Genomic DNA, 26589 nt, shown 5'->3' with positions numbered 1-26589 from the left:
AAACTGTTTCTGGTTTTTATTATTTTGCAAGTTCAACAACTAAATATCGGTGTGGTTCTTTCCCTTCCGAATGCGTTGAGACCTCGGGTGTCTTACTTAGATAGGCATGAATTTGTTTTCGCTCAAATGCGGGTAGTGGTTCTAAGAACACAGGCTGCTTGGTACGCAAGACACGTTCAGTCGTGCGGTCGGCCATATTTTCTAAAACCTTTGCACGACGTTCACGGTAATCCCCGACATTAACAACTACAGAAACGCGATTACGCTCATGTTGTTGAAAGATTGTTTGCGCTAATGTTTGCAAAGCATTAATAATTTTACCGTGTTTTCCAATTATAAGACCTGGCTTGTCAGTATCAATATGGAAAGTTATTACATTTCTGCTAACTTCAGCTTTGACTTCTGCACTAGCACCGTAAGTTTTTATTGTCTCGGATAAATAGTCAATAACACCATTAATAGCTGCTTCACGAGAAGATTCAAAATCAGCATTTTCTTCTATTACCTCATCTAATTCTTCTTTTTCTGGTACCGATTCATCTGAAATTTCATCATGAGCTTCTTCAGCACGTTCTACCGCATCTTCTACCAACTCATTCGCATCCAGTTGTCGATCGTCTTGTGGATCCGTTAAAGTTTTAGGTGATAGCGAAACCTCTGCTTCCTTTTTCCCAAAGCCAAATAACCCTTTTTTTCCTTCTGAAATAATGGTGATGTCTACTTCATGGCTACTTAAATTAAGCTGATCTAACCCCTTGCTGATTGCTCTATCAACTGTTACATCACTAACTACAATTTTTTTATTTTCCATTCATAATCCATCCTTTCATTTCAAAGAATATCGTTATTTTTTTCTTCTCTTTTTCTTAGGATTTTTCGCTCTTTCGAGTGCTCTTTCTCGTTCTCTATTTGCTCTTTCTTCTGCTTCGCGTTCCGCGATAATGGTATAAGGATTATTTAAAATTAAAGTTTGACCGACTGAGAAAGCATTACTAATGACCCAGTATAAAGACAAAGCACTTGGTAAGGTACTACCCATAAATAAAATTAGCGCCGGCATCATATACAACATAACTTTCGTTTGACCGCCACCATCTACTTGGGACATCATGGTCAACTTAGATGTAAAGTAAGTCAATATAGCTGCTAAAATTGGTAAAACAAAATATGGATCGCGTTCCCCTAAGTTCATCCATAAGAAATTACTTGAGCTTAAGATTTCTGTTCGACTAATCGCTTGATAAAGAGCAATCATTACTGGCATTTGAACAAGCGCTGGCAAACAACCGGCATAAGGGTTTACGCCGTTTTCAGAATACAAACGTGACGTTTCCGCTTGTAACAACTCGCGTGTTTGTGTATCTTTTGAGGGATATTTTTCTTGTAAAGCTTTTACTTGAGGCTGAATCTTTTGCATTTTTTGAGTGCTTTTTGTTTGAAAGTAGTTCAAAGGAATTAAAATCACTCGAATAATGATTGTAAAGATTATAATACCAACACCATAGTTATTTCCAAATAGCTCTGAGAGTGCAATGATAAAACGGGAAAAATTATAAATTACAAATCCATCCCAAAATCCTGTACTGTCAGAAGTTATAGACTCCGTATTACCACAAGCAGATAAAAAAAGTACGAGTGTAACAAGTCCTAAAGATAATAGTAATCGCTTTCGTTTTGACAACAGTATTTCCTCCTTTAATCTATACCACCTGTGCTAATTTTAACACATGTAAGAGATTTTTTTTAACTTCTTCTGTAGATAATTTTGCTGTCGGTTGACGCGCAATAATAATAAAGTCAATTTCCGACTTAATCATTGGTTTTATCTCCAACAATGCTTGTCTTATTTTCCTTTTAACAGAATTCCGAACAACGGCATTTCCAATTTTTTTTCCTACAGAAAGGCCCACTCGAAAATGCAATTGACCTTCTTTTGGTAGAACATAAACTACAAACTGACGGTTTGCCTTAGAAGCGCCATTGTGAAAAACCTTTTGGAATTCTTTTTCTTTTTTTACTCGAAAAGATTTACGCACTGCGCACCCCTCTTTTCTATAATTTTGTAAAAAAAAAGACCACTGACGGTCAGTGATCTTATGCAGACAATACTTTTCTGCCTTTGCGGCGTCTACTTGCTAATACATTACGGCCGTTTTTAGTACTCATGCGTTTACGGAAACCATGAACTCTTTGACGTTTACGTTTTTTTGGTTGGAAAGTTCTTTTCATAGTGGTGCACCTCCTGAATAATACTTATCAATCTATGATGACTTATGTAAATCCTTATAGACAGTCCTTAATACTATAAGGAAAACGAGCTTATCTGTCAAGTAAAAGTTAATAATTTAACTCACCTGAATATAATAGCATATTTCCCAGCAATTGCGAACCTTTTTTTCGATTTCTTAACAAATATCTTTATCCACAGCCTTCACTTTTATACACATCTTATTTCATAAGTCACGAAGGCCTAGTCGCTTATACTCCGCTTATTCAGAAGTTATGCACATAGCAACATGATGTGAGTAGGTGCTAGGGGATAACTTAGACAAGCTGTGCATAACCTTTTAAAACCTTGATAGTAAAGGCTATTTTTCAAAGAGTTATCCACACGTCCTGTGTTGATCACTTTCTCCCTTTTATTTATCAACATTCTTTGTCAGGGCTGTTGATAACTTCTCAACTGCTTTGGGACAGATTTATACACAGTTGAAAGAGTTGTGGAAAACTGCGCGTAATAATGCTAAAATAATGTATACTTGGTATTTGCAATTTATTATCAAAAATTTAAAGAAAAGGAGGAAGCTCCTATATGGAAGATATTTATTCGCTTTGGCATTACCTTCAAGAAAGATTCAAAGAAACTTTATCAAAAGTTAGCTACGATACTTGGATCGACAGTGCTGTTCCTATTCGTTTAACCGAAACAAATATTATTATTGAAGTCCCATCTTCTTTGCATAAAGATTATTGGCAAAACAATCTGGCTACCCGTGTTGTGGAAGGGACCTATGAGTTTACCAATAGAGAAGTATCACCCATTTTTATGATAAAAAACGAAGAAGTAAAATCTCCCGATAAAGAAGGAACACACTTAAAAGGTAAGAAACCCTTTAAACAAGCCCAATTAAATGGTAAATATACTTTTGATACTTTTGTCATTGGTAAAGGAAACCAAATGGCTCATGCAGCTGCATTGGTAGTTGCTGAAGAACCCGGGACTATTTACAATCCGCTATTCTTTTATGGTGGTGTAGGGCTTGGTAAAACGCATTTAATGCACGCTATTGGCCAGCAGATGATCCAATTAAGACCAAATGCTAAAGTAAAATACGTTAGTAGTGAAACATTTGCTAATGATTTCATTAATTCTATTCAGAATCGGACCCAAGAACAATTCCGAAATGAATATAGAAGCGTTGACTTGCTGCTAGTCGATGACATTCAGTTTTTTGCCGATAAAGAAGGGACACAAGAAGAGTTTTTTCATACGTTTAATGCTTTATATGATGAAAGAAAACAGATTGTTTTAACTAGTGATCGTCTGCCTAATGAAATCCCTAAACTACAAGAGCGACTTGTCTCGCGTTTTGCATGGGGGTTATCTGTCGACATCACACCACCTGATTTGGAAACGCGAATTGCTATCTTAAGAAATAAAGCAAACAGTGAGCATTTAGAAATTCCCGATGACACGCTGAGTTATATTGCTGGTCAAATTGATTCTAATATTCGTGAATTAGAAGGTGCATTGGTTCGCGTTCAAGCTTACTCAGCTATTCAAGGTCGCGATATTACAACAAGCCTAGCTGCTGATGCATTAAAGAGCATTTTACCTACAGATAAACCCAAAGCCGTCACAATCTACGCCATTCAACAAGCTGTCTGTAAGTTCTATCAATTAACGTTAGAAGAATTAAAAGGTAAAAAACGGACTAAGAACATTGTTGTTCCCCGACAAATAGCTATGTATCTTTGTCGTGAATTAACCGATAGTTCGTTACCGAAAATTGGTCAGGAATTCGGTGGGAAAGATCACACGACTGTTTTACACGCCTACGATAAAATCAAAACAATTATTAAGAAAGATAGCGCACTCGAACATGAAATAAAGACGATTACTAATAATTTGACAAATAAATAACTTCTAAACATGTGGATATCTTTACTTGAGTCACTCTACTTATCAACAACTTATCAACATGTGGAAAGTCTTTTATTTTATAAGCTTTTATCTGTTTTGCACATTATCAACATGCCCTACTACTACTACTAGCTTTTATTAATATAATATATACCGGAGGGAAGAAATATGAAGTTCACAATTAATCGTTCCAAATTCATAAAATATTTAACAGATGTACAAAGAGCGATTTCATCACGTACAACAATTCCTGTTTTAACAGGGGTAAAAATAACGATCGATAAAGATGGATTAATGCTTAGTGGGAGTGATTCGGATATTTCTATTGAAATTTATATTCCCGTAGCAGATGAAAGTAACCAATTAGAAGTTATAGAAGAAGGCGGAATTGTTCTTCCAGCAAAGATATTTAATGAAATTGTTAGAAAAATGTCGGATGAAACAATCACTATAGAAGTTGGTGAGAATCTACAAACGTCGATTACATCAGCAAAAGCTGCTTTTAATATCAATAGTATTGATGTAGAGAGTTACCCTAATTTTCCAGTTATTGATTCAAATGAAGTTATTACATTACCCACTACTCTCTTTAAACAAGTTATTCAACATACTGTCATCGCTACCTCCACACAAGAGAGTCGCCCTATTTTGACAGGTGTTAATATAACAATCGAAAATGGCCAATTAAAAGCCGTAGCAACCGATAGTCATCGTTTAAGTCAGCGAATCATTCCTATAGAAGTACCGGAATCATTAAAAGAAAATAGTTATAAAATTATTATTCCTGGCAAAAGTTTGATTGAGCTATCTAAAATTGTCGAAAACCAAGATACAATAGAAATGATGGTGACTCAAAACCAAGTTCTTTTTAGAGCAGAAAATCTTTATTTCTATTCGCGTTTGTTAGAAGGTTATTACCCAGATACAAACCGCTTAATACCCGCAAATGACTCAACAAAATTAACTATAAATGCAAATGATTTACTTCAAGCAACGGATCGTGCTTCTTTGCTTTCACATGAGGGTAAAAATAATGTTATTAAACTGACGCTTACCGATGATCATGTTGAATTGTCAGGGAATTCACCAGAAATTGGTACAGTCGAAGAAGCATTAAATTATATTGAAGCAACCGGCGATCCACTTGTTATTTCTTTTAACCCAGATTATTTAAAGGACGCGCTTCGAACCTTCGGCCATCAAAATGTAGTAATTGGTTTTACTGCACCCATCCGTCCGTTCACAGTCGTACCTGCTGATGATAATAGTGATATTGCACAATCATTTATTCAATTAATCACGCCCGTTAGAACTTACTAAGACAAATAAAGAGAAAGAAGCTAAAGCTGCTTCTTTCTCTTTATTTATCTACATATCGTATTATTAAACACATTGTACTGATTTGTTGTTTAAAGATTAAAAACGCTAAAACCGCTATTTTTTAGCGTTTATTTGAATATTTACTAAAAAAAGTGTATAATAACAAGTAGAGAGTGTGGGTTTAAGTATCCGCACTTATTTTAATGAGATAGGGTGAAAATCTTGAAAAATATAGTGTATATTGATAAAGATTTTATTACACTTGGACAGTTGTTAAAACACGTCGATGTTATATCGAGTGGTGGTATGGCTAAGTGGTACTTATCAGAGCATGTCTTGTTCGTAAATCAAGAAGAAGAGAACCGTCGAGGAAAAAAACTATATCCGGGGACGACGATAGAAATTCCCGGTGAGGGAACTTTTTTTATCGAACGAAAAGAAATGAATTCTGATGTGCCAATGTCATGATTTTATCAGAAATAACGTTACGAAATTTTCGTAATTATGAAGACTTAACCTTAAACTTTTCTCCAGGAATTAATATTTTTCTTGGAGAAAATGCGCAAGGTAAAACGAATTTGATGGAAGCGATCTATGCTCTTTCCATGGCAAGAAGTCCACGTACTGCCAATGAGAAAGAAATGATTCGTTGGCAAGAAGAGCGCGCTTATTTGTCAGGAAAAGTTGAAAGAAGAGCTGGGGATTATCCACTCGAATTACAGTTTACTAAAAAAGGTAAAATAGCTAAAGTGAATCATATGGAGCAAAAAAAACTCTCTGAGTATGTCGGGAGATTAAATGTTATTTTATTTGCGCCAGAAGATTTGGATTTAGTAAAAGGACCGCCAACTAATCGCCGTAAATTTTTAGACATGGAGCTTGGGCAAATGAACCAAGTCTACCTATATGAACTTGTTCAATATCAACGGTTACTAAAACAAAGAAACTTATATTTAAAACAATTATTGATGAAGCGTTCAAGTGATTTAGTCTATTTACAAGTTCTAACGGAGCAGTTAGCTACACAAGCAGCTAGTATTGTTAAGGCACGTTTAAACTTTATTAGACAACTAGAAAAATGGGCGGATCAGCTGCACTATCAAATTTCCAATAATAAAGAAAATTTAGCTATCCGTTATAAATCAGCCATTGACTACAAAGATGACGAAGGTAAAGAAAGCTTATATGAAAAATTATTAATTGAGCAGTCGCGTGTGAGTAATCGTGAAAAGGAGCAGGGAATGACCCTCTTTGGCCCTCACCGAGACGATCTTATTTTTTATGTAAATGGTAAAAATGTTCATCAATTCGGATCGCAAGGGCAGCAGCGAACGACCGTTTTAAGTATGAAATTAGCAGAAATTGAATGTATGAATGAGGTTTTGGGCGAATATCCAATTCTTTTATTAGATGATGTCTTATCAGAGCTAGATGAAACGCGACAAACCCATCTATTAAAAACAATTGAGAAGAAAGTCCAGACCTTTTTAACAACTACAAGTCTAGATGGTGTGAGACGCAATCAGATAGAAGAACCAACTATCTATCACATCTCCAAGGGATCAGTAGAAAAGGAAGGTGTATGAAGATAATGGCAGAGTTTGGAGAAATAGAAAAAGGATTCGTTCAAGAATATGATGCAAGTCAAATTCAAGTTTTAGAAGGATTAGAAGCAGTTCGTAAACGTCCTGGTATGTATATTGGTGCCACGAGTGCAAGCGGGCTACATCATTTAGTTTGGGAAATCGTTGATAATGCAATCGATGAAGCTCTGGCAGGTTTTGCTTCTACAATCAAAATAACTATTGAAAAAGATAATAGTGTGACCGTTTCTGATAACGGCCGTGGTATTCCAATTGATATTCAATCCAAAACAGGCCGTCCAGCTGTTGAAACAGTTTATACAGTTTTACATGCTGGTGGTAAATTTGGTGGCGGTAGTTATAAAGTATCGGGTGGATTACACGGTGTAGGTGCTTCTGTTGTAAACGCACTATCTAAGAAGTTAATTGTGCAGGTTTATAAAAATGGTCAGATTCATGAAATAGGTTTCGAACGTGGTGATATCAAACAAGAATTAACGGTAGTTGGAGAGACAGATAAGAGCGGAACAACTGTCCATTTTTGGCCGGATGATGAAATCTTTACAGAGACGACAGTATTTGATTATGACAAATTAGCGGTTCGTGTTCGAGAACTAGCATTCTTAAATAAAGGATTAAATATTTCAATTGCAGATAAAAGACCTGAAAAAGAAATTATTAATGAATATTATTATGAAGGTGGTATTCAAAGTTATGTTGAATACCTTAACCAAAATAAGAAACCATTATTTGATGAAGTTGTCTATGTTGAAGGAGAACAAGATGATATTCAAGTTGAAGTTGCACTTCAATATACAGATGGCTATCATACGAGTTTCTTTAGTTTCGCCAATAATATCCATACTTATGAAGGTGGGACACACGAGTCAGGTGCTAAAACGGCTCTCACTCGTGTCATTAATGACTATGGTAAAAGAACAAAAATCATTAAAGAAAATGAAGAAAATCTTACCGGTGATGACGTTCGCGAAGGGTTAACCCTTGTTCTTTCGATTAAACACCCCGATCCTCAGTTTGAGGGTCAAACAAAAACGAAACTGGGTAATTCTGAAGCACGTACCATTACAGACCGTGTTTTCTCGAATATGTTTGAGAAATTCTTAATGGAAAACCCACAAACAGCCAGAAGAATTGTTGAAAAAGGTATTCTGGCTTCGCGAGCACGTTTAGCTGCTAAACGTGCCCGTGAAGTAACACGTAAAAAGAGTGGTCTTGAAATTTCTAACTTACCTGGTAAATTAGCAGACTGCTCTAGTAAAGATCCTTCTATATCTGAACTCTTTATTGTCGAAGGTGATTCCGCGGGTGGATCAGCTAAACAAGGACGTTCGCGTATCTTCCAAGCTATTTTACCTGTCCGTGGGAAAATTTTAAACGTGGAAAAAGCTTCTTTAGATCGTATTTTGGCAAACGAAGAAATTAGAGCACTCTTTACAGCAATGGGGACAGGTTTTGGAGCAGAATTTGATGTTTCTAAAGCACGCTATCATAAATTAGTCATTATGACGGATGCGGACGTCGATGGCGCTCACATCAGAACGCTCCTTCTCACTCTGTTTTACCGTTACATGCGCCCGCTTGTAGAAGCTGGTTATGTTTATATTGCACAGCCCCCTCTTTTCCAGGTGAAACAAGGTAAAAAAGAAGTTTATTTACAATCAGAAGAAGAACTCGATGAGTATTTAGCTTCTATACCTGCTACACCAAAACCATCTATACAACGATATAAAGGGTTAGGTGAAATGGATGCTGAGCAGCTATGGGATACCACAATGAATCCAGAGCATCGACGTTTTGCGCAAGTAACAGTCGAAGACGCTATTGATGCGGATAACGTATTAAGCATGTTAATGGGAGAAAAGGTAGAGCCTAGACGGATTTTCATTCAAGATAATGCTGAATACGTAGAAAACTTAGATGTATAGGAAGGAAGGTTATCACATAAATGGACGTAGAAGATAAAGGATTAGATTCAAAAATGGAAGTTCGTGAATTAAGTAAAGAAATGCGACAGTCATTTTTGGAATATGCAATGAGTGTTATTGTTTCACGTGCCCTTCCAGACGTTCGAGATGGCTTAAAACCTGTCCATCGTCGAATTTTATACGGAATGAGCGAGCTTGGTATTACACCTGATAAATCGCATAAAAAATCAGCACGTATTGTCGGAGATGTAATGGGTAAATATCACCCTCATGGCGACAGTGCTATTTATGAGTCAATGGTTCGAATGGCGCAAGATTTTAGTTATCGCTATCCGCTCATTGATGGCCATGGTAACTTTGGGTCGATTGATGGTGACGGTGCAGCGGCAATGCGTTATACAGAAGCGCGGATGTCAAAATTAGTTCTAGAGATGCTTCGTGATCTTAATAAAGATACAATAGACTTTCACGATAACTATGATGGCAGTGAGCGCGAACCGGATGTTCTACCGGCACGTTTCCCGAACCTTTTAGTTAATGGAGCTTCTGGGATAGCCGTTGGGATGGCGACTAATATTCCTCCGCATAACTTAACAGAGGTTATTAAAGCTTTACATATTTTAATGGATAATCCTGATGCTACGACTGCTGATTTGATGGAAGCTTTACCAGGACCAGACTTTCCTACTGGCGGTATTGTTATTGGTAAATCAGGTATTCGTAAAGCCTATGAAACTGGGCGTGGTTCGATTATTGTGCGCGGACGTGTCGAAATTGAAACACGAAAAAATGGTCGCGAGCGAATCATCATTTCCGAATTACCTTACGTTGTTAATAAAGCGAAACTTGTTTCTCGTATTGCCGAATTAGCCCGTGATAAACGGATTGAAGGGATTACAGATTTAGCCGATGAATCAGACCGTGATGGGATGCGCATCGTTATAGATGTCCGCCGAGATATGGGTGCGTCGGTTGTTTTAAACAATTTGTACAAACTGACTCCATTACAATCATCTTTCGGCTTTAATATGCTTGCCATTGTAAATGGTGTACCGGAAACATTGGGTCTAAAAAGTATTTTAGTTCACTACTTGGATCATCAAAAAGAAGTTCTGATTCGCCGTACAAGATACGACAAACGAAAAGCAGAAGCGCGTGCGCATATCCTAGCAGGCTTAAGAATTGCGCTCGATCATATTGACGAAATTGTTAGTATTTTAAGAAGTTCACCAAGCGGTGATATTGCGAAGCAGAAATTTATTGATGATTACGGATTATCTGATAAACAAGCTCAAGCTATTTTAGATATGCGGATGGTACGATTAACTGGTCTCGAACGCGATAAAATAGAAGGTGAATATGATAATCTAATGGTGCTTATTGCTGACTTAGAAGAAATTTTAAATAGCGAAGCGCGTGTTTTACAAATTATCTACGATGAACTACTAGAAATTCAAGAACGTTTTGGAGATGAGAGACGTACTGAGTTAATGATTGGAGAAGTCCTTTCACTTGAAGATGAAGATCTCATTGAAGAAGAAGAGGTTATGATAAGCCTAACTTACAATGGTTACATCAAACGCGTTGCAAGTAGTGAATACCGTGCCCAAAGACGTGGTGGACGTGGGGTTCAAGGAATGGGTGTTCATGATGATGACTTTATAGAAAACTTGCTTACTGCATCTACGCACGATACGCTCCTTTATTTCTCTAATAAAGGAAAAGTGTACCGGACAAAAGGGTATGAAATACCAGAATATGGCCGACAAGCTAAAGGTTTACCAATTATTAATCTGCTCAATTTAGAAGCAGATGAAAAAATACAAACCATTATCAATCTAAGTACACATACACCCGTTGAAGGAGAAAATTTATTCTTTGTGACCCGTCAAGGTGTTGTCAAACGGACTTCCACAGTCGATTTTACTAATATTCGCCAAAGTGGTTTACGTGCCATTAATCTTAGAGAAGATGATGAAGTTATTAAAGTCCTCTTAACAGATGGAACTAAAAATATTATTATTGGAACTTATCTTGGATATTCGATTAGCTTTAACGAAAACGACGTTCGCCAAATGGGTAGAACAGCAACAGGAGTACGAGGCGCCCGTTTACGTAAGGACGATTATGTCGTCGGAATGGATATTCTTGAAGAGGGTACTGAAGTTTTAGTTATTACTGAAAATGGCTATGGTAAACGTACCAATATTTCTGAATATGCAGTTAAAGGTCGTGGGGGTAAAGGGATTAAAACAGCGAATATTACCGAGAAAAATGGTAACCTAGTTGGTTTAAGAACTGTAAATGAAGAAGACGACATTATGATCATAACCGATGCGGGTGTCATGATTCGCTTCCATGCAAAAGATGTTTCCCAAACTGGGCGTGCGACATTAGGTGTCCGCTTGATTCGTTTAGATGATGGCTCAAAGGTTTCAACGATGGCAGTTGTTGAACCAGTTAACGAAAGTGACAATACGGAAAAAATCGCGGTAGAAACCGAACAAACTGGTGAAGAATTAAAAGCAAATATGCAAGATTTTGCCGAGGAAATATTCAAAGAATCAGAAGAAGAATAAGAAAAAAGGGCTAGTACTTTTCTAGCCTTTTTTGTTTTCAAAAAAATATTGCATTGTTTAAATTGGTATGGTAGACTATTAAGACGTGAGTATTTAAAAATACTCTCCTTGCTTTTACTATTAGTGAAAGCCAAAGTCCATAAGGAGGTGAACAGTTCAATGACTCAATATGAAATTAACTACATTATCCGTCCAAACATCGATGAGGCAGAAAAAGCAGAATTGGTAAAACGCTTCGATACTATCTTAACTGATAATGGTGCTGAGATTATTGAATCAAAAGACTGGTCAAAACGTCGTTTAGCTTACGAAATCAACGATTTCCGCGAAGGTATTTACCATATCGTGACAATCAATGCAGAAGAAGCAACAGCGATTAACGAATTTGACCGTCTTGCGAAATTCAGTAAAGATATTCTTCGTCACATCATCATTAAGCAAGAAGCATAAAATGTTTCACGTGAAACATTTTAAGGAGGATGTAAGAAAAGATGATTAATAATGTTGTATTAACAGGTAGATTAACTAAAGATGTCGATTTACGCTATACGTCAAATGGTACAGCAGTAGGTTCGTTTAGTATTGCGGTTGACAGACCATTTAAAAGTCAATCAGGAGAACGAGAAACTGATTTTATTAATTGTGTTATTTGGAGAAAAGCTGCTGAGAACTTTGCTAATTTTACACGTAAAGGATCTTTAGTTGGAATCGAAGGACGAATTCAAACGCGTAACTACGAAAATCAACAAGGCCAACGTGTGTATGTTACAGAAATTGTAGTAGATAACTTTACGCTACTTGAATCAAGAAGTGTAACAGAACAAAGACCAAGAGAAACAAACTCTCCAAGTCCTGCTTCTAATTACAATCAAACTAACAACCAATCAAACAGTAATAATCAATCGTCTTACTCTAACTCAAACAACCAAGAAAATAGCTTTAATGACTATAATTCGAATGAAGATCCATTTCTATCAAGTGGGAAATCGATAGATATATCAGATGATGATCTACCGTTTTAATATTTGATAATCATGGGTTAAAAAAAGGAGGAAAATAATATGGCTCAACAACGTGGTGGCCGTCGCGGTCGCAAGCGGAAAAAAGTATGTCATTTTTGTGCAAACCATATTGATCATGTTGATTATAAAGACACTGATCTATTGAAACGTTATGTATCTGAAAAAGGTAAAATCTTACCTCGTCGTGTAACTGGTACTTGTGCAAAACATCAAAGAACTCTAACAGTTGCTATCAAGCGTTCTCGTATTATCGCTTTGATGCCTTTCACAGTTGCAGAATAATTCAAAGTTTATAAAGCTACCGCACTATCATGCTAATGATAATGTGGTAGCTTTTTTAGTTATCCACAGTTCAGTCGGACTCATCCCCACTATTTCTGAAAATATCAGTGATTAGTATCCACAAAACAAGAAATGATACTATCCGTGTTATGTATGTTTTTCAGAGAGTTTTTTATAAGTTATCCACAGGTTAATAAATGACTTGGGGATAAGTTTGGATGAAGAACAGATAGTTATTAACAGTCTAAGCTAAAATGTTTCACGTGAAACATTTTAGCCTAGACTGGTTTTTAGAGAGACGAACGTGTATTCGAAACTTATTCAGAAAAATCAAATAATTCATTACTAGGGCATGCGGTGTATAAGCGGTTTGTGGCTATAAAATAAAGCTTATGTTAAAATAGAGAGACAAAAACTATTTAAATGATAGGAAAGGAGTAACAATGAACATTAGAGAAAAGATTGCCAAACTTCCGGCATATTTGCGTTCGGATCGAATGAAAATTCCAGTTATTGCTATTGCTATATCATTGCTATTGTTAATTATTTTGACATTTATCGCTAATTGGAAAATTGGCATCGCCATATTCTTGCTGATAGCAGTTACAGCGTTCTTTGTTTATAATTCAACTGAATTTTTAATAGAAGAAACAAATAAATATGTCTCTGACCTATCCTATCGAATAAAAAAAGGCGAGCAGGAAGCTCTGATACAAATGCCAATAGGTATTTTACTTTATAATGAAGAAAACGAAATTCAATGGACTAATCCATATCTATTAAGATACTTTGATAAAACTGATGTTTTAGGACGCAAAATAGAAGAAGTAGATGAAGAACTTGCAAATTGGATGAAACGCTATGATAGTAATAAGATGATGAAGATAAAATGGGGAAGCCGCCATTTCGAAATGGTCATCCAAGAAAATATTGGTGTTTTATACTTAATGGATATTACTGAATATGCTAATATTGAAGAGAAGTATCAGAACGAACGGATTGTTTTTGGGAATATTATTATTGATAATTACGATGAAGCAGTTCAATCAATGAATGACCGTAAAAAATCTAATGTAAATAATTATGTAACAAATCAATTGACTAATTGGGCTAATATCAATAATATTTATTTGAAAAAAGTTGAAAGTGATCGTTTTATTATTTTAATGACGAAACAAACATTAGAACATATTGAAGAGAGTAAATTTGAAATTGTTGATCAAATTAGGGAAAGAACCTCTAAACAAAATTTCCCGCTTACCTTAAGTATGGGGGGTTCTTATCAGAAAGGGCCAAATCAGTCTAAATGGAAAGACGTAACACAATTAGCACAAACGAACGTTGATCTTGCTTTAGCTCGTGGAGGCGACCAAGTCGTGGTTCGTGCTGAAGATGAAGATGCAAGATTTTATGGTGGAAAAACTAATCCGGTAGAGAAACGAACGCGTATTCGAGCGCGCATGATTAGTCAAGCACTGGAAGAGCTAATTGCTAAGGCTGATAAGGTCTTTATAATGGGACATAATTATCCCGATATGGATTCGTTAGGTTCAAGTTTAGGTATTCGTCGAATTGCTCAAATGAATAATAAAGAAGCTTGGATTATTTTAGAATCTGATCAACTTTCAACGAATATAGTTAAAATGATGGAAGTGATTGATAAAGATTATAATATTTCTAAACATATTATCAGTTCAGAACAGGCAAACGATCGCGTCACAGAAAATTCATTAATTGTGATGGTAGATGTCCATCGTCCAAGTATGGTGCCGGCACCAGAATTAATGGAAGTATCGAATAAAGTCGTCATAATTGACCACCACCGTCGTGGGCAAGAATTCCCTAAAAATCCAGTTCTAGTTTACATTGAACCCTATGCTTCATCTGCTTCAGAATTAATTACCGAATTATTTGAGTATCAATCTAATGATGTTGACTCTATAAATAAAATTGAAGCAACAACTATGTTAGCAGGTATAATAGTAGACACAAGAAACTTCAGTCTGCGAACGGGGTCCCGAACATTCGATGCTGCTAGCTATTTACAGTCAAACGGTGCAGACACTTTACTTATTCAAAAAGCGTTGAAAGAAAGCTTAGATACGTATTTACTTCGTAGTCATTTGTTAGAAACGATGGAATTTGTAAGTGCCGGATTAGCTGTAGCCAGCGGAGAAGATGATAGAGTATACGACACTGTTCTAGCTGCCCAAACAGCAGATACAATGCTTTCTATGGAAGGAGTCGAAGCTTCTTTTGTTATTACAAAGCGTCGAGATGGCAGAGTTGGAATCAGTGCTCGAAGCTTAGGACAAATAAATGTCCAGCGTTTCATGGAAGAACTTGGTGGTGGTGGGCATTTATCTAATGCTGCGACACAAGTTGAAGATAGTACTGTATCTGAAGTAAAAGAAAAACTATTTGAAGTCATCAACAATGATGAAAAATCGAAAGGAGACATAAAATGAAAGTCATATTTCTTCAAGATGTAAAAGGTAAAGGAAAAAAAGGTGAGGTAAAAGATGTAGCAGTAGGCTACGCTCAGAACTATTTAATTAAAAATGGGCTGGCTAAAGAAGCAACTAAATCCAGTATCTCTGCACTCGATGCGCAGAAAAAAGCACAAGATAAAAAAGAACAAGAAGCTCTAGAAGAAGCAAAAGAATTAAAAGGTTTTCTTGAAAAAGAAGAGACTGTTATCGAATTAACTGCAAAATCAGGTGAAGACGGTCGCTTATTTGGATCGATTACAAGTAAACAGATAGCTGAGCAATTAAAAAAACAATATAACGTTAAGATAGATAGACGAAAGATTGATCTAAAAGAGCCAATTCGTTCTCTTGGATTTACTAAAATGGACGTGCGGTTACATACAGATGTTACTGCAACATTAACGGTACACGTTGTCGAAGAGTAAGAGCTGTTTACAGCTCTTTTTTTATCGATAAGAGCTATTAAAACCCAAAATTGTCACACAGCTAAAATTAAAGTACAATAATTAAGCGTAAAAGCTTTACTTATCTAATAGTAATTAAGAGAAGGATGAAGATATTTATGGAAGAAGTATTCCAAGACCGGACACCACCACAAAGTATCGAGGCAGAGCAATCTGTATTGGGATCCATTTTTCTTGATCCGGATACAGTAGTAAATGTTTTAGAGTACCTTGAGCCAACAGATTTCTACAGAAAAAGTCACCAAATCATCTTTGATGCCATTTTGTCGCTATACAATAGAAACGAAGCGGTCGATGTTGTAACCGTTACAAATGAACTAGAAAATAAAAATCAATTAGAAAATGTAGGAGGGTTAGACTACCTAGGTGAAGTTGCTACCTTTGTACCGACATCTGCAAACGTCGAGTATTATGCAAAAATTGTCGAAGAAAAGTCGATCTTACGTAATTTAATCCGTTCAGCTACTAGTATTGTCAAACAGGGGTACGAGGAATCTGATCAACTTGCTACTATATTAGATAGTGCGGAACAAACTATTCTGAAAGTTTCAGAAAGAAGAAATAGATCAGGTTTTATCCGTATTTCTGATGTCGTAAATACTTCCCTACAAAATATTGAATTACTTTCTCAACAAACTGGTGATGTAACAGGAATACCAACAGGATATATTGCATTAGATAAAATGACAGCAGGTCTACAATCTGAAGAGTTAATAATTCTAGCTGCACGCCCAGCTGTAGGGAAAACTGCCTTTGCTTTAAACATCGCTCAAAATGTTGCCACAAAGTCCGACCAGGTCGTAGCTATATTTAGTTTAGAAATGGGTGCAGAATCACTTGTTAACCGTATGCTCTGTGCGGAAGGAAATATAGATGCTGGACATTTGAGAACTGGGCAAATGTCAGAAGAAGAATGGTCTAATTTGATTATGGCCATGGCAACTTTAGGACAATCTAGAATTTTTATCGATGATACTCCAGGTATCCGAATTGCAGAAATACGTGCAAAGTCAAGACGATTAAAGCAAGAACAAGGAGAAATAGGTTTAATTGTCATTGATTACCTACAGTTAATAGAAGGAAACAGTCGTGAAAGTCGCCAACAAGAAGTCTCTGAAATTTCACGTCAGTTAAAAAAATTAGCAAAAGAATTAAAAGTACCTGTTTTAGCTTTATCACAATTATCTCGAGGGGTAGAACAACGCCAAGATAAACGGCCAGTTCTTAGTGATATTCGGGAATCGGGTTCTATCGAGCAAGATGCAGATATCGTAGCTTTTCTTTACCGTGATGATTATTATGAACGGGAAGGCTCAGAAGAAAATGAAGAATCTGAGTTTGAAAATAATATCGTAGAAGTCATTATTGAGAAAAACAGAAGTGGTGCAAGGGGAACTGTTAAACTATTATTCAAAAAAGAGTTTAACAAATTTTCATCTATGTCATACATTCCAGAGCCAAATTAAAAAAGATTGTAAATTTAAACGAAGGATGCCAACCCCCAAAAGTTAGAGTAAATAATCTAACTTTTGGGGGTCTTTTTGTATGTCTAAATATAGTGCTGAATTTAAATTGAAAGTTGTGAAAGAGTATCAAAATGGAACGTTGGGATATAATTTATTGGCAAAAAAATACGGTATGCCAAGTTCCTCACCTATAAAAAAATGGGTAAATCTATATGCTCACTATGGGGAAGAAGGGTTAATTCGAAAAAAAACAAAAGCAGTCTATTCTGTTCATTTCAAACTAGATGTATGACACTTTATGAAACGAACAGGTGCTTCTTATCAAGAAACGGCTAATTCCTTCGGAATCAAAGAACTCTCTATCATTGCGAACTGGAATCGTGCATTTAATAGAGAAGGTATAGAAGGCCTGAAATCTAAACCTAAGGGGCGACCTTCTATGTCTAAACAACCAAAGAAAAAGAAACCAAAAGATAATGGGACTATGTCTAAAGAGCAAGCACTTGAACGTGAAAATGAGCTTCTCCGTCTGGAGAATGCTTACTTAAAAAAGTTAAAAGCTTACGAGGAGAATCCGAATGCTTACCTCGAAAAGCACAAGCAGCGGTGGCATTCGAGCTCAAAGAAGAAGGGTACAAATTAAAGGATATCTTCATCGTTGTAGGAATTCCAGAAGCTACGTACCATTACCATATAAAGCGATTGAACTCAGAAGACCAAGATAAAGATCTAAAAAATAAGATTTCAGAGCTCTTTTATCAATTTAAAGAACGCTACGGATACAAACGAATGACTAATGAATTGAATCCTAATGGACTAGTAATTAATCATAAAAAGGTTTATCGTCTGATGAAAGAGTTGGGGCTGAAGTGCGTTAAATTCACTCGTAAACTTCGAAAGTATAATTCTTACAAAGGAACAGTTGGGAAAGTCGCGAAAAATCTAATAAACCGACGGTTTTCTACTCCGTTTGCCTTACAAAAATTAGTGACCGATATAACAGAGTTCAAGTGTCTAAATGATCAGAAACTTTATCTTAATCCGATTTATGATTTATATAATGGTGAAATTATCTCGTTTGGTATTAGCAAACGTCCGACATTAGACCTAGTATTAGGTCCTTTAGAAGATGCCATTCAGATAGTAAAAAAGAACGGTACCGTTCGCACCACGATTCACTCAGATCAAGGATGGCATTATCAGCATAAAAAATGGAGACAGCATTTAAAAAAGAACAATTTTTTTCAAAGTATGTCTCGAAAAGCTACCTGTTCTGATAATGCCGCAATGGAGAATTTCTTTGGGATTATGAAACAAGAAATGTATCATGGAGAGCCTCTAGTTACCTATGATCAACTCAAGAAACAAATCGAAGAGTATATCGATTGGTATAATACCGTCCGCACAAAACAAAAACTGGCAGGTTTAAGTCCAGTGGAATACCGAACTCAAACCAGCCAGTTGGCTGCATAATTTTAAACTCTAACTTTTGGGGGTCAGCACCAAGGTTTAAATTTACAATCTTTTTTATATTAAACTCTTGTATATTAATAGTTAAAGGAGTAAAATATTAATTGTTATTGAAATGTGGCAAAAATACGGGATATTAGCTCAGTTGGTAGAGCAACTGACTCTTAATCAGTGGGTCGCAGGTTCGATCCCTGCATATCCCATCCTAAAAACTGTGAACTTCTGTCTATAATAGAAGGTTACAGTTTTTTATATTATCACTATATAAAAAAAAAAATAAAATAGATTGAAGTGTTGACCTTTTTTTAAATCGATGGTAATATATCTAAGTTGTCTGTTCTAAGTGTATGAGCAAACAACATAAAAAAATAATTTCAAATAAGTGTTGACACATTGAACAACACATGTTATTATTTAGAAGTTGTCACGAAGAGCAGTACACGTAACACGTGATAATCTATTGACCTTTGAAAACTGAACAAAGAATGAACGAACCAAACGTGCAGGGCATCCTTCGGGATGCACAATTAGTCGACAGGTAACTGTCGCAACACAAGTAAGTCAGCAACAAATGAGCAATTAAACGTATCATTATGGATCTCTGTACAAGAATCCATTATTAATGAGAGTTTGATCCTGGCTCAGGACGAACGCTGGCGGCGTGCCTAATACATGCAAGTCGAACGAACGGAAGAAGAGCTTGCTCTTTGGAAGTGAGTGGCGGACGGGTGAGTAACACGTGGGTAACCTGCCCTTCAGTGGGGGATAACATCCGGAAACGGGTGCTAATACCGCATAGGTTCTTTTTCCACATGGAAAGAGAAGGAAAGACGGCCTTTGTGCTGTCGCTGAGGGATGGACCCGCGGCGTATTAGTTAGTTGGTGGGGTAAAGGCCTACCAAGACCATGATACGTAGCCGACCTGAGAGGGTGATCGGCCACATTGGGACTGAGACACGGCCCAAACTCCTACGGGAGGCAGCAGTAGGGAATCTTCCGCAATGGACGCAAGTCTGACGGAGCAACGCCGCGTGAGTGAAGAAGGTTTTCGGATCGTAAAACTCTGTTGTCGGAGAAGAACACGTAAGCGAGTAACTGCGCTTACCATGACGGTACCCGACCAGAAAGCCACGGCTAACTACGTGCCAGCAGCCGCGGTAATACGTAGGTGGCAAGCGTTGTCCGGATTTATTGGGCGTAAAGCGAGCGCAGGCGGTTCTTTAAGTCTGATGTGAAAGCCCACGGCTCAACCGTGGAAGGTCATTGGAAACTGGGGAACTTGAATGCAGAAGAGGAGAGTGGAATTCCATGTGTAGCGGTGAAATGCGTAGATATATGGAGGAACACCAGTGGCGAAGGCGACTCTCTGGTCTGTTATTGACGCTGAGGCTCGAAAGCGTGGGGAGCAAACAGGATTAGATACCCTGGTAGTCCACGCCGTAAACGATGAGTGCTAAGTGTTGGAGGGCTTCCACCCTTCAGTGCTGCAGTTAACGCATTAAGCACTCCGCCTGGGGAGTACGGCCGCAAGGCTGAAACTCAAAGGAATTGACGGGGACCCGCACAAGCGGTGGAGCATGTGGTTTAATTCGAAGCAACGCGAAGAACCTTACCAGGTCTTGACATCCCTTGACACGCCTAGAGATAGGCCGTTCCCTTCGGGGACAAGGTGACAGGTGGTGCATGGTTGTCGTCAGCTCGTGTCGTGAGATGTTGGGTTAAGTCCCGTAACGAGCGCAACCCTTATTGTTAGTTGCCAGCATTTAGTTGGGCACTCTAATGAGACTGCCGGTGATAAACCGGAGGAAGGTGGGGATGACGTCAAATCATCATGCCCCTTATGACCTGGGCTACACACGTGCTACAATGGATGGTACAACGAGCCGCTAACCCGCGAGGGCATGCGAATCTCTTAAAGCCATTCTCAGTTCGGATTGCAGGCTGCAACTCGCCTGCATGAAGCCGGAATCGCTAGTAATCGCGGATCAGAACGCCGCGGTGAATACGTTCCCGGGTCTTGTACACACCGCCCGTCACACCACGAGAGTTTGTAACACCCGAAGTCGGTGGGGTAACCCTTAGGGGAACCAGCCGCCTAAGGTGGGACGGATGATTGGGGTGAAGTCGTAACAAGGTAGCCGTATCGGAAGGTGCGGCTGGATCACCTCCTTTCTAAGGAAAAATCGGAACCTGCCGGTTCGTTCATTCTTGTTCAGTTTTGAGAGGTCAACTCTCATTTTATACTTGTTCCTTGAAAACTGAATACCATAACATGAAAGTAACAAAGAAAGACCAAAACATTTATACCGCGTTCATAGAGGATTACTCCCTATGATGGCCAGCAATGGCCGAAACTTGACTCAGGTTAAGTGAATAAGGGCGCACGGTGGATGCCTTGGCACTAGGAGCCGATGAAGGACGGGACTAACACCGATATGCTCCGGGGAGCTGTAAGTAAGCTGTGATCCGGAGATTTCCGAATGGGGGAACCCCATATCTGTTATAGGATATGACGTAGACGTGAATACATAGCGTGTACGAGGTAGACGCAGGGAACTGAAACATCTCATTACCTGCAGGAAGAGAAAGAAAAATCGATTCCCTGAGTAGCGGCGAGCGAAACGGGAAAAGCCCAAACCAAAGAGCTTGCTCTTTGGGGTTGTAGGACTGGGACATGGGATGACGTGAGATAGCAGAAGCCAACTGGAAAGTTGCGCGATAAAGGGTAAAAGCCCCGTATGCGAAATTGACCGTCACCCTACCAGTATCCTGAGTACGGCGGAACACGCGAAATTCCGTCGGAATCCGGGAGGACCATCTCCCAAGGCTAAATACTCCCTAGTGACCGATAGTGAACCAGTACCGTGAGGGAAAGGTGAAAAGCACCCCGGAAGGGGAGTGAAAGAGTACCTGAAACCGTGTGCTTACAAGTAGTCAGAGCCCGTTTATGGGTGATGGCGTACCTTTTGTAGAATGGACCGGCGAGTTACGATCCCATGCGAGGTTAAGCTGAAAAGGCGGAGCCGTAGCGAAAGCGAGTCTGAATAGGGCGATAAAGTATGTGGTCGTAGACCCGAAACCAGGTGACCTACCCATGTCCAGGTTGAAGGTGCGGTAATACGCACTGGAGGACCGAACCCACGTATGTTGAAAAATGCGGGGATGAGGTGTGGGTAGCGGAGAAATTCCAATCGAACCTGGAGATAGCTGGTTCTCTCCGAAATAGCTTTAGGGCTAGCCTCGGACGTATAAATCATGGAGGTAGAGCACTGTTTGGACTAGGGGCCCTTCTCGGGTTACCGAATTCAGATAAACTCCGAATGCCATTGATTTAAGTCCGGGAGTCAGACTGCGAGTGATAAGATCCGTAGTCGAAAGGGAAACAGCCCAGACCACCAGCTAAGGTCCCAAAGTATCTGTTAAGTGGAAAAGGATGTGGGGTTGCATAGACAACTAGGATGTTGGCTCAGAAGCAGCCATCATTTAAAGAGTGCGTAATAGCTCACTAGTCGAGTGACCCTGCGCCGAAAATTTACCGGGGCTAAACAGATCACCGAAGCTGTGGACAGAACCATTGGTTCTGTGGTAGGAGAGCGTTCTAAGGGCGTTGAAGCTGGACCGTGAGGACTGGTGGAGCGCTTAGAAGTGAGAATGCCGGTATGAGTAGCGAAAGACGGGTGAGAATCCCGTCCACCGTATGACTAAGGTTTCCTGGGGAAGGCTCGTCCTCCCAGGGTTAGTCGGGACCTAAGCCGAGGCCGATAGGCGTAGGCGATGGACAACAGGTTGATATTCCTGTACCAGTTGATTTTGTTTGACCAATGGAGGGACGCAGGAGGCTAAGGAAAGCGTGCGATCGGAAGAGCACGCCCAAGCAACACGTCTAGTGGTGAGTCAAATGCTTACCGCTGTGAAGGACAAGTTGTGATGGGGAGGGAAATTTAGTACCGAAGTTCCCAATGTCACACTGCCAAGAAAAGCTTCTAGTTAGAAATCAACTGCCCGTACCGCAAACCGACACAGGTAGTCGAGGAGAGCATCCTAAGGTGAGCGAGCGAACTCTCGTTAAGGAACTCGGCAAAATGACCCCGTAACTTCGGGAGAAGGGGTGCTGACCACATGGTCAGCCGCAGTGAATAGGCCCAAGCGACTGTTTATCAAAAACACAGGTCTCTGCTAAATCGAAAGATGACGTATAGGGGCTGACGCCTGCCCGGTGCTGGAAGGTTAAGAGGAGAGGTTAGCCGCAAGGCGACGCTTTGAATTGAAGCCCCAGTAAACGGCGGCCGTAACTATAACGGTCCTAAGGTAGCGAAATTCCTTGTCGGGTAAGTTCCGACCCGCACGAAAGGCGTAACGATTTGGGCACTGTCTCAACGAGAGACTCGGTGAAATTATAGTACCAGTGAAGATGCTGGTTACCCGCGACAGGACGGAAAGACCCCATGGAGCTTTACTGCAAGTTGATATTGATTGTTTCTGCTACACGTACAGGATAGGTAGGAGCCGTAGAAGTCGGGACGCTAGTTTCGATGGAGGCATCATTGGGATACTACCCTTGTAGCAGGACCAGTCTAACCCGCCACCCTAATCGGGTGGGGAGACAGTGTCAGTTGGGCAGTTTGACTGGGGCGGTCGCCTCCTAAAGAGTAACGGAGGCGCCCAAAGGTTCCCTCAGAATGGTTGGAAATCATTCGTAGAGTGCAAAGGCAGAAGGGAGCTTGACTGCGAGACAGACAAGTCGAGCAGGGACGAAAGTCGGGCTTAGTGATCCGGTGGTACCGCATGGAAGGGCCATCGCTCAACGGATAAAAGCTACCCTGGGGATAACAGGCTTATCTCCCCCAAGAGTTCACATCGACGGGGAGGTTTGGCACCTCGATGTCGGCTCGTCGCATCCTGGGGCTGTAGTCGGTCCCAAGGGTTGGGCTGTTCGCCCATTAAAGCGGCACGCGAGCTGGGTTCAGAACGTCGTGAGACAGTTCGGTCCCTATCCGTCGCGGGCGTTGGAAATTTGAGAGGAGCTGTCCTTAGTACGAGAGGACCGGGATGGACACACCTCTGGTGTACCAGTTGTTCTGCCAAGAGCATCGCTGGGTAGCTATGTGTGGAAGGGATAAACGCTGAAAGCATCTAAGCGTGAAGCCCCCCTCGAGATGAGATTTCCCATCATCTAGAATGAGTAAGACCCCTGAGAGACGATCAGGTAGATAGGCTAGGAGTGGAAGTACAGCGATGTATGGAGCGGACTAGTACTAATCGGTCGAGGACTTAACCACGAATAAAACAAGGTGGTTGTAATGGCTTTGGTCAGCTGTTCATTGTGTTATGGATTCAGTTTTGAGGGAACGCAATGTTTCTTCAATTAAATAGAAAATGTGCGGTGGCAAGGGCAAGAAGGTCACACCTGTTCCCATCCCGAACACAGAAGTTAAGCTTCTTAGCGCCGATTGTAGTGAAGGGTTTCCCTTTGTGAGAGTAGGACGCTGCCGCGCATACTATTTAATGATAAATACTATAAGGTAAAAGTCATTTAATACTTGCAGTATTACTATAATTATTATATGATATTTAAGAAGTTGTTTTATATGGAGATTTAGCTCAGCTGGGAGAGCGTCTGCCTTACAAGCAGAATGTCGGCGGTTCGATCCCGTCAATCTCCATTGATATATTTTTAAAACTTAAAAATATACTCATACTAAGTTTTCGAGTCATTAGCTCAGTTGGTAGAGCATCTGACTTTTAATCAGAGGGTCGCAGGTTCGAATCCTGCATGACTCATATCTATTGTAATTTTTTAGAGTAGATAAAGCGGGTGTGGCGGAATTGGCAGACGCACTAGATTTAGGATCTAGCGCCGCAAGGCGTGGGGGTTCAAGTCCCTTCACCCGCACTTTTTGCCGGCTTAGCTCAGTTGGTAGAGCATCTGATTTGTAATCAGAGGGTCGAGGGTTCAACTCCTTTAGCCGGCACTTTGCGGAAGTAGTTCAGTGGTAGAACACCACCTTGCCAAGGTGGGGGTCGCGGGTTCGAACCCCGTCTTCCGCTTCATAAGTAGCTTATAGTCTATACTTATGTTAATATTATATTGTAATGCCGGGGTGGCGGAATTGGCAGACGCACAGGACTTAAAATCCTGCGGTGAGTGATCACCGTATCGGTTCGATCCCGATTCTCGGCATTTTTTTTTGCAGCCATAGCTCAATTGGATAGAGTACCTGACTACGAATCAGGCGGTTGTAGGTTCGACTCCTACTGGCTGCATTTTTATTTTTTTGTAAACGGGAAGTAGCTCAGCTTGGTAGAGCACTTGGTTTGGGACCAAGGGGTCGCAGGTTCGAATCCTGTCTTCCCGATTAGTACTAATAACCGTAAAGGTTAGATACATGGCGGTGTAGCTCAGCTGGCTAGAGCGTCCGGTTCATACCCGGGAGGTCGGGGGTTCGATCCCCTTCGCCGCTATTTCTTCAAAATGGATCCAGTTATAATCAGGTAAACTTCAAGAGTCCGGACCTTTAGCTCAGTTGGTTAGAGCAGACGGCTCATAACCGTCCGGTCGCAGGTTCGAGTCCTGCAAGGTCCATTTGTTATTGCTGTTTATATAGGTTATGGGGAAGTACTCAAGTGGCTGAAGAGGCGCCCCTGCTAAGGGTGTAGGTCGCTAACGCGGCGCGAGGGTTCAAATCCCTCCTTCTCCGTATTTGTTTTTTTATCTGGCCCGTTGGTCAAGCGGTTAAGACACCGCCCTTTCACGGCGGTAACACGGGTTCGAGTCCCGTACGGGTCATAGTATAACTTATTGATTATACTTAAAGTCATATAATTGTTGTGGAGGATTACCCAAGTCTGGCTGAAGGGAACGGTCTTGAAAACCGTCAGGTGTGTAAAAGCACGCAAGAGTTCGAATCTCTTATCCTCCTTATATTGTTTGATAGACAATATGTCAGTATCATTTATTTTATTATCGCGGGGTAGAGCAGTTGGCAGCTCGTCGGGCTCATAACCCGGAGGTCACAGGTTCGAGTCCTGTCCCCGCAATTGCCTTTAGGCATATTTTAAATAAGTTGTAACGGTTCCGTGGTGTAGGGGTTAACATGCCTGCCTGTCACGCAGGAGATCGCGGGTTCAAATCCCGTCGGGACCGCCACGCGGGTGTAGTTTAGTGGTAAAACCCCAGCCTTCCAAGCTGACGTCGGGAGTTCGATTCTCCTCACCCGCTCTTTTTTTATGGGCCTATAGCTCAGCTGGTTAGAGCGCACGCCTGATAAGCGTGAGGTCGATGGTTCGAGTCCATTTAGGCCCATTCTAGGCCCGTTGGTCAAGCGGTTAAGACACCGCCCTTTCACGGCGGTAACACGGGTTCGAGTCCCGTACGGGTCATATAGATAAGATTAGTTTTGTAGCAGCATGGAGGTTTAGCTCAGCTGGGAGAGCGTCTGCCTTACAAGCAGAATGTCGGCGGTTCGATCCCGTCAACCTCCATTTGGTTCCGTGGTGTAGGGGTCAACATGCCTGCCTGTCACGCAGGAGATCGCGGGTTCAAATCCCGTCGGGACCGTTTTTAATTTATGGCTTGGTAGCTCAGTTGGTAGAGCACTTGATTGAAGCTCAAGGTGTCGGCGGTTCGATTCCGTCCCAAGCCACCTTTGGAGGGATAGCGAAGTGGCTAAACGCGGCGGACTGTAAATCCGCTCCTTCGGGTTCGGCAGTTCGAATCTGCCTCCCTCCATTATTATCTTATGGCGATTGTGGCGAAGGGGTTAACGCACCGGTTTGTGGATCCGGCATTCGTGGGTTCAAGTCCCATCAGTCGCCCCATTT

The 26589-nt window shown here is 40.1% G+C and carries 18 protein-coding genes, 24 tRNA genes, 3 rRNA genes and 1 pseudogene; 42 read left to right on the top strand and 4 right to left on the bottom strand.

Features of this window, described 5'->3' with window-relative positions:
• Positions 1–19: 19 nt before the first annotated feature.
• The 4 genes from jag to rpmH are packed head-to-tail and all read right to left on the bottom strand — an operon-like array spanning position 20 to position 2229.
• On the bottom strand, positions 20–811 hold the full coding sequence (gene jag, locus BW727_RS09190; RefSeq protein WP_062467822.1) for an RNA-binding cell elongation regulator Jag/EloR: 792 nt from the start codon (positions 809–811) through the stop codon (positions 20–22).
• 33 nt (positions 812–844) lie between these two features.
• Positions 845–1681: a membrane protein insertase YidC gene (gene yidC / locus BW727_RS09185; RefSeq protein WP_062467823.1), complete on the bottom strand. Its 837-nt coding sequence runs from the start codon at positions 1679–1681 to the stop codon at positions 845–847.
• Between the two features lie 19 nt (positions 1682–1700).
• Entirely contained in the window at positions 1701–2036 is a 336-nt protein-coding gene (rnpA, locus tag BW727_RS09180) for a ribonuclease P protein component (protein ID WP_062467824.1), read from the bottom strand.
• A gap of 58 nt (positions 2037–2094) precedes the next feature.
• The gene (gene rpmH / locus BW727_RS09175) at positions 2095–2229 is read right to left on the bottom strand and encodes a 50S ribosomal protein L34 (protein WP_062467825.1); all 135 of its coding nucleotides are present in this window, start codon (positions 2227–2229) and stop codon (positions 2095–2097) included.
• A 583-nt stretch (positions 2230–2812) separates the two neighbouring features.
• On the opposite strand from rpmH, the gene dnaA reads away from it, so the two are divergent.
• The 42 genes and pseudogenes from dnaA (at position 2813) to BW727_RS08970 (ending at position 26586) form a co-directional block, all read left to right on the top strand.
• Positions 2813–4144 (top strand): chromosomal replication initiator protein DnaA, encoded by a 1332-nt coding sequence (dnaA, locus tag BW727_RS09170; protein ID WP_062467826.1) that lies wholly within the window; start codon positions 2813–2815, stop codon positions 4142–4144.
• Between the two features lie 168 nt (positions 4145–4312).
• Positions 4313–5464, top strand: a complete 1152-nt coding sequence (gene dnaN, locus BW727_RS09165) for a DNA polymerase III subunit beta (RefSeq protein ID WP_062467827.1) — start codon at positions 4313–4315, stop codon at positions 5462–5464.
• A 222-nt stretch (positions 5465–5686) separates the two neighbouring features.
• Positions 5687–5932, top strand: coding sequence for a S4 domain-containing protein YaaA (gene yaaA, locus BW727_RS09160; RefSeq protein ID WP_062467828.1), 246 nt, complete (start codon positions 5687–5689; stop codon positions 5930–5932).
• Positions 5929–7050, top strand: a complete 1122-nt coding sequence (recF, locus tag BW727_RS09155) for a DNA replication/repair protein RecF (protein ID WP_062467829.1) — start codon at positions 5929–5931, stop codon at positions 7048–7050. Before yaaA ends, recF begins: the two co-directional genes overlap by 4 nt.
• Before the next feature lie 5 nt (positions 7051–7055).
• On the top strand, positions 7056–8993 hold the full coding sequence (gyrB, locus tag BW727_RS09150; protein ID WP_062467845.1) for a DNA topoisomerase (ATP-hydrolyzing) subunit B: 1938 nt from the start codon (positions 7056–7058) through the stop codon (positions 8991–8993).
• Between the two features lie 20 nt (positions 8994–9013).
• Positions 9014–11572 (top strand): DNA gyrase subunit A, encoded by a 2559-nt coding sequence (gyrA, locus tag BW727_RS09145; protein ID WP_062467830.1) that lies wholly within the window; start codon positions 9014–9016, stop codon positions 11570–11572.
• Between the two features lie 159 nt (positions 11573–11731).
• A complete protein-coding gene (gene rpsF / locus BW727_RS09140; RefSeq protein ID WP_062467831.1) occupies positions 11732–12022 on the top strand; it encodes a 30S ribosomal protein S6 in 291 nt (96 codons plus the stop codon).
• A gap of 41 nt (positions 12023–12063) precedes the next feature.
• Positions 12064–12594: a single-stranded DNA-binding protein gene (gene ssb, locus BW727_RS09135; protein WP_062467832.1), complete on the top strand. Its 531-nt coding sequence runs from the start codon at positions 12064–12066 to the stop codon at positions 12592–12594.
• A 39-nt stretch (positions 12595–12633) separates the two neighbouring features.
• The gene (gene rpsR / locus BW727_RS09130) at positions 12634–12876 is read left to right on the top strand and encodes a 30S ribosomal protein S18 (RefSeq protein WP_062467833.1); all 243 of its coding nucleotides are present in this window, start codon (positions 12634–12636) and stop codon (positions 12874–12876) included.
• A gap of 443 nt (positions 12877–13319) precedes the next feature.
• Positions 13320–15344 carry a DHH family phosphoesterase gene (locus BW727_RS09125; protein WP_062467834.1) on the top strand — a complete coding sequence of 675 codons (2025 nt, stop codon included), beginning with the start codon at positions 13320–13322 and terminating at the stop codon, positions 15342–15344.
• Complete coding sequence (gene rplI / locus BW727_RS09120) at positions 15341–15793, top strand: 50S ribosomal protein L9 (protein WP_062467835.1); 453 nt, start codon at positions 15341–15343, stop codon at positions 15791–15793. Before BW727_RS09125 ends, rplI begins: the two co-directional genes overlap by 4 nt.
• Before the next feature lie 137 nt (positions 15794–15930).
• A complete protein-coding gene (gene dnaB / locus BW727_RS09115; RefSeq protein WP_062467836.1) occupies positions 15931–17298 on the top strand; it encodes a replicative DNA helicase in 1368 nt (455 codons plus the stop codon).
• Positions 17299–17377: 79 nt separating this feature from the next.
• Positions 17378–17590 (top strand): helix-turn-helix domain-containing protein, encoded by a 213-nt coding sequence (locus tag BW727_RS10555; protein ID WP_062467837.1) that lies wholly within the window; start codon positions 17378–17380, stop codon positions 17588–17590.
• Between the two features lie 6 nt (positions 17591–17596).
• Positions 17597–17941: a helix-turn-helix domain-containing protein gene (locus BW727_RS10670; protein ID WP_062467838.1), complete on the top strand. Its 345-nt coding sequence runs from the start codon at positions 17597–17599 to the stop codon at positions 17939–17941.
• Positions 17902–18771, top strand: a pseudogene (locus BW727_RS09105) (IS3 family transposase); the annotation flags it as partial. The gene BW727_RS10670 and the pseudogene BW727_RS09105, both read left to right, overlap by 40 nt.
• 127 nt (positions 18772–18898) lie before the next feature.
• Positions 18899–18971: transfer RNA gene (locus tag BW727_RS09100), tRNA-Lys, on the top strand.
• A gap of 415 nt (positions 18972–19386) precedes the next feature.
• Positions 19387–20940 (top strand): 16S ribosomal RNA (locus tag BW727_RS09095).
• Between the two features lie 191 nt (positions 20941–21131).
• A 23S ribosomal RNA gene (locus BW727_RS09090) occupies positions 21132–24047 on the top strand.
• 100 nt (positions 24048–24147) lie between these two features.
• Positions 24148–24263 (top strand): 5S ribosomal RNA (gene rrf, locus BW727_RS09085).
• The 16S, 23S and 5S rRNA genes sit together here with 24 tRNA genes alongside, the layout of an rRNA operon.
• Before the next feature lie 95 nt (positions 24264–24358).
• Positions 24359–24431 (top strand) — tRNA-Val (locus tag BW727_RS09080).
• Positions 24432–24476: 45 nt separating this feature from the next.
• A tRNA-Lys gene (locus tag BW727_RS09075) sits at positions 24477–24549 on the top strand.
• Positions 24550–24579: 30 nt separating this feature from the next.
• Positions 24580–24661, top strand: a tRNA-Leu gene (locus tag BW727_RS09070).
• Between the two features lie 6 nt (positions 24662–24667).
• A tRNA-Thr gene (locus BW727_RS09065) sits at positions 24668–24740 on the top strand.
• Between the two features lie 4 nt (positions 24741–24744).
• Positions 24745–24816 (top strand) — tRNA-Gly (locus BW727_RS09060).
• 47 nt (positions 24817–24863) lie between these two features.
• Positions 24864–24949: transfer RNA gene (locus BW727_RS09055), tRNA-Leu, on the top strand.
• A gap of 9 nt (positions 24950–24958) precedes the next feature.
• A tRNA-Arg gene (locus tag BW727_RS09050) sits at positions 24959–25032 on the top strand.
• An 18-nt stretch (positions 25033–25050) separates the two neighbouring features.
• Positions 25051–25124 (top strand) — tRNA-Pro (locus tag BW727_RS09045).
• A gap of 32 nt (positions 25125–25156) precedes the next feature.
• Positions 25157–25230, top strand: a tRNA-Met gene (locus BW727_RS09040).
• 47 nt (positions 25231–25277) lie between these two features.
• Positions 25278–25351, top strand: a tRNA-Ile gene (locus BW727_RS09035).
• Positions 25352–25378: 27 nt separating this feature from the next.
• A tRNA-Ser gene (locus tag BW727_RS09030) sits at positions 25379–25466 on the top strand.
• A gap of 17 nt (positions 25467–25483) precedes the next feature.
• Positions 25484–25555 (top strand) — tRNA-Glu (locus BW727_RS09025).
• Between the two features lie 43 nt (positions 25556–25598).
• A tRNA-Ser gene (locus BW727_RS09020) sits at positions 25599–25688 on the top strand.
• Between the two features lie 45 nt (positions 25689–25733).
• Positions 25734–25806: transfer RNA gene (locus tag BW727_RS09015), tRNA-Met, on the top strand.
• A gap of 33 nt (positions 25807–25839) precedes the next feature.
• Positions 25840–25915, top strand: a tRNA-Asp gene (locus tag BW727_RS09010).
• Between the two features lies 1 nt (position 25916).
• Positions 25917–25987 (top strand) — tRNA-Gly (locus BW727_RS09005).
• Positions 25988–25997: 10 nt separating this feature from the next.
• Positions 25998–26071 (top strand) — tRNA-Ile (locus BW727_RS09000).
• A 5-nt stretch (positions 26072–26076) separates the two neighbouring features.
• Positions 26077–26148: transfer RNA gene (locus BW727_RS08995), tRNA-Glu, on the top strand.
• A 29-nt stretch (positions 26149–26177) separates the two neighbouring features.
• Positions 26178–26250 (top strand) — tRNA-Val (locus tag BW727_RS08990).
• A 3-nt stretch (positions 26251–26253) separates the two neighbouring features.
• Positions 26254–26326, top strand: a tRNA-Asp gene (locus BW727_RS08985).
• Positions 26327–26338: 12 nt separating this feature from the next.
• Positions 26339–26411: transfer RNA gene (locus tag BW727_RS08980), tRNA-Phe, on the top strand.
• A 5-nt stretch (positions 26412–26416) separates the two neighbouring features.
• Positions 26417–26497, top strand: a tRNA-Tyr gene (locus tag BW727_RS08975).
• Positions 26498–26510: 13 nt separating this feature from the next.
• Positions 26511–26586: transfer RNA gene (locus BW727_RS08970), tRNA-His, on the top strand.
• Positions 26587–26589 lie beyond the last annotated feature (3 nt).

The organism is Jeotgalibaca dankookensis (assembly GCF_002005405.1).
In the GTDB taxonomy this organism is placed as follows: domain Bacteria; phylum Bacillota; class Bacilli; order Lactobacillales; family Aerococcaceae; genus Jeotgalibaca; species Jeotgalibaca dankookensis.
This window is presented reverse-complemented; position numbering and strand designations above follow the sequence as displayed.

What these genes read in the sequence shown, in the direction of transcription:
- jag (WP_062467822.1), bottom strand. Translation starts at nt 811, where the DNA reads ATGGAAAATAAAAAAATTGTAGTTAGTGATGTAACAGTTGATAGAGCA.
- rpmH (WP_062467825.1), bottom strand. Translation starts at nt 2,229, where the DNA reads ATGAAAAGAACTTTCCAACCAAAAAAACGTAAACGTCAAAGAGTTCAT.
- dnaA (WP_062467826.1), top strand. Translation starts at nt 2,813, where the DNA reads ATGGAAGATATTTATTCGCTTTGGCATTACCTTCAAGAAAGATTCAAA.
- dnaN (WP_062467827.1), top strand. Translation starts at nt 4,313, where the DNA reads ATGAAGTTCACAATTAATCGTTCCAAATTCATAAAATATTTAACAGAT.
- recF (WP_062467829.1), top strand. Translation starts at nt 5,929, where the DNA reads ATGATTTTATCAGAAATAACGTTACGAAATTTTCGTAATTATGAAGAC.
- gyrB (WP_062467845.1), top strand. Translation starts at nt 7,056, where the DNA reads ATGGCAGAGTTTGGAGAAATAGAAAAAGGATTCGTTCAAGAATATGAT.
- gyrA (WP_062467830.1), top strand. Translation starts at nt 9,014, where the DNA reads ATGGACGTAGAAGATAAAGGATTAGATTCAAAAATGGAAGTTCGTGAA.
- rpsF (WP_062467831.1), top strand. Translation starts at nt 11,732, where the DNA reads ATGACTCAATATGAAATTAACTACATTATCCGTCCAAACATCGATGAG.
- ssb (WP_062467832.1), top strand. Translation starts at nt 12,064, where the DNA reads ATGATTAATAATGTTGTATTAACAGGTAGATTAACTAAAGATGTCGAT.
- rpsR (WP_062467833.1), top strand. Translation starts at nt 12,634, where the DNA reads ATGGCTCAACAACGTGGTGGCCGTCGCGGTCGCAAGCGGAAAAAAGTA.
- BW727_RS09125 (WP_062467834.1), top strand. Translation starts at nt 13,320, where the DNA reads ATGAACATTAGAGAAAAGATTGCCAAACTTCCGGCATATTTGCGTTCG.
- rplI (WP_062467835.1), top strand. Translation starts at nt 15,341, where the DNA reads ATGAAAGTCATATTTCTTCAAGATGTAAAAGGTAAAGGAAAAAAAGGT.
- dnaB (WP_062467836.1), top strand. Translation starts at nt 15,931, where the DNA reads ATGGAAGAAGTATTCCAAGACCGGACACCACCACAAAGTATCGAGGCA.
- BW727_RS10555 (WP_062467837.1), top strand. Translation starts at nt 17,378, where the DNA reads ATGTCTAAATATAGTGCTGAATTTAAATTGAAAGTTGTGAAAGAGTAT.
- BW727_RS10670 (WP_062467838.1), top strand. Translation starts at nt 17,597, where the DNA reads ATGAAACGAACAGGTGCTTCTTATCAAGAAACGGCTAATTCCTTCGGA.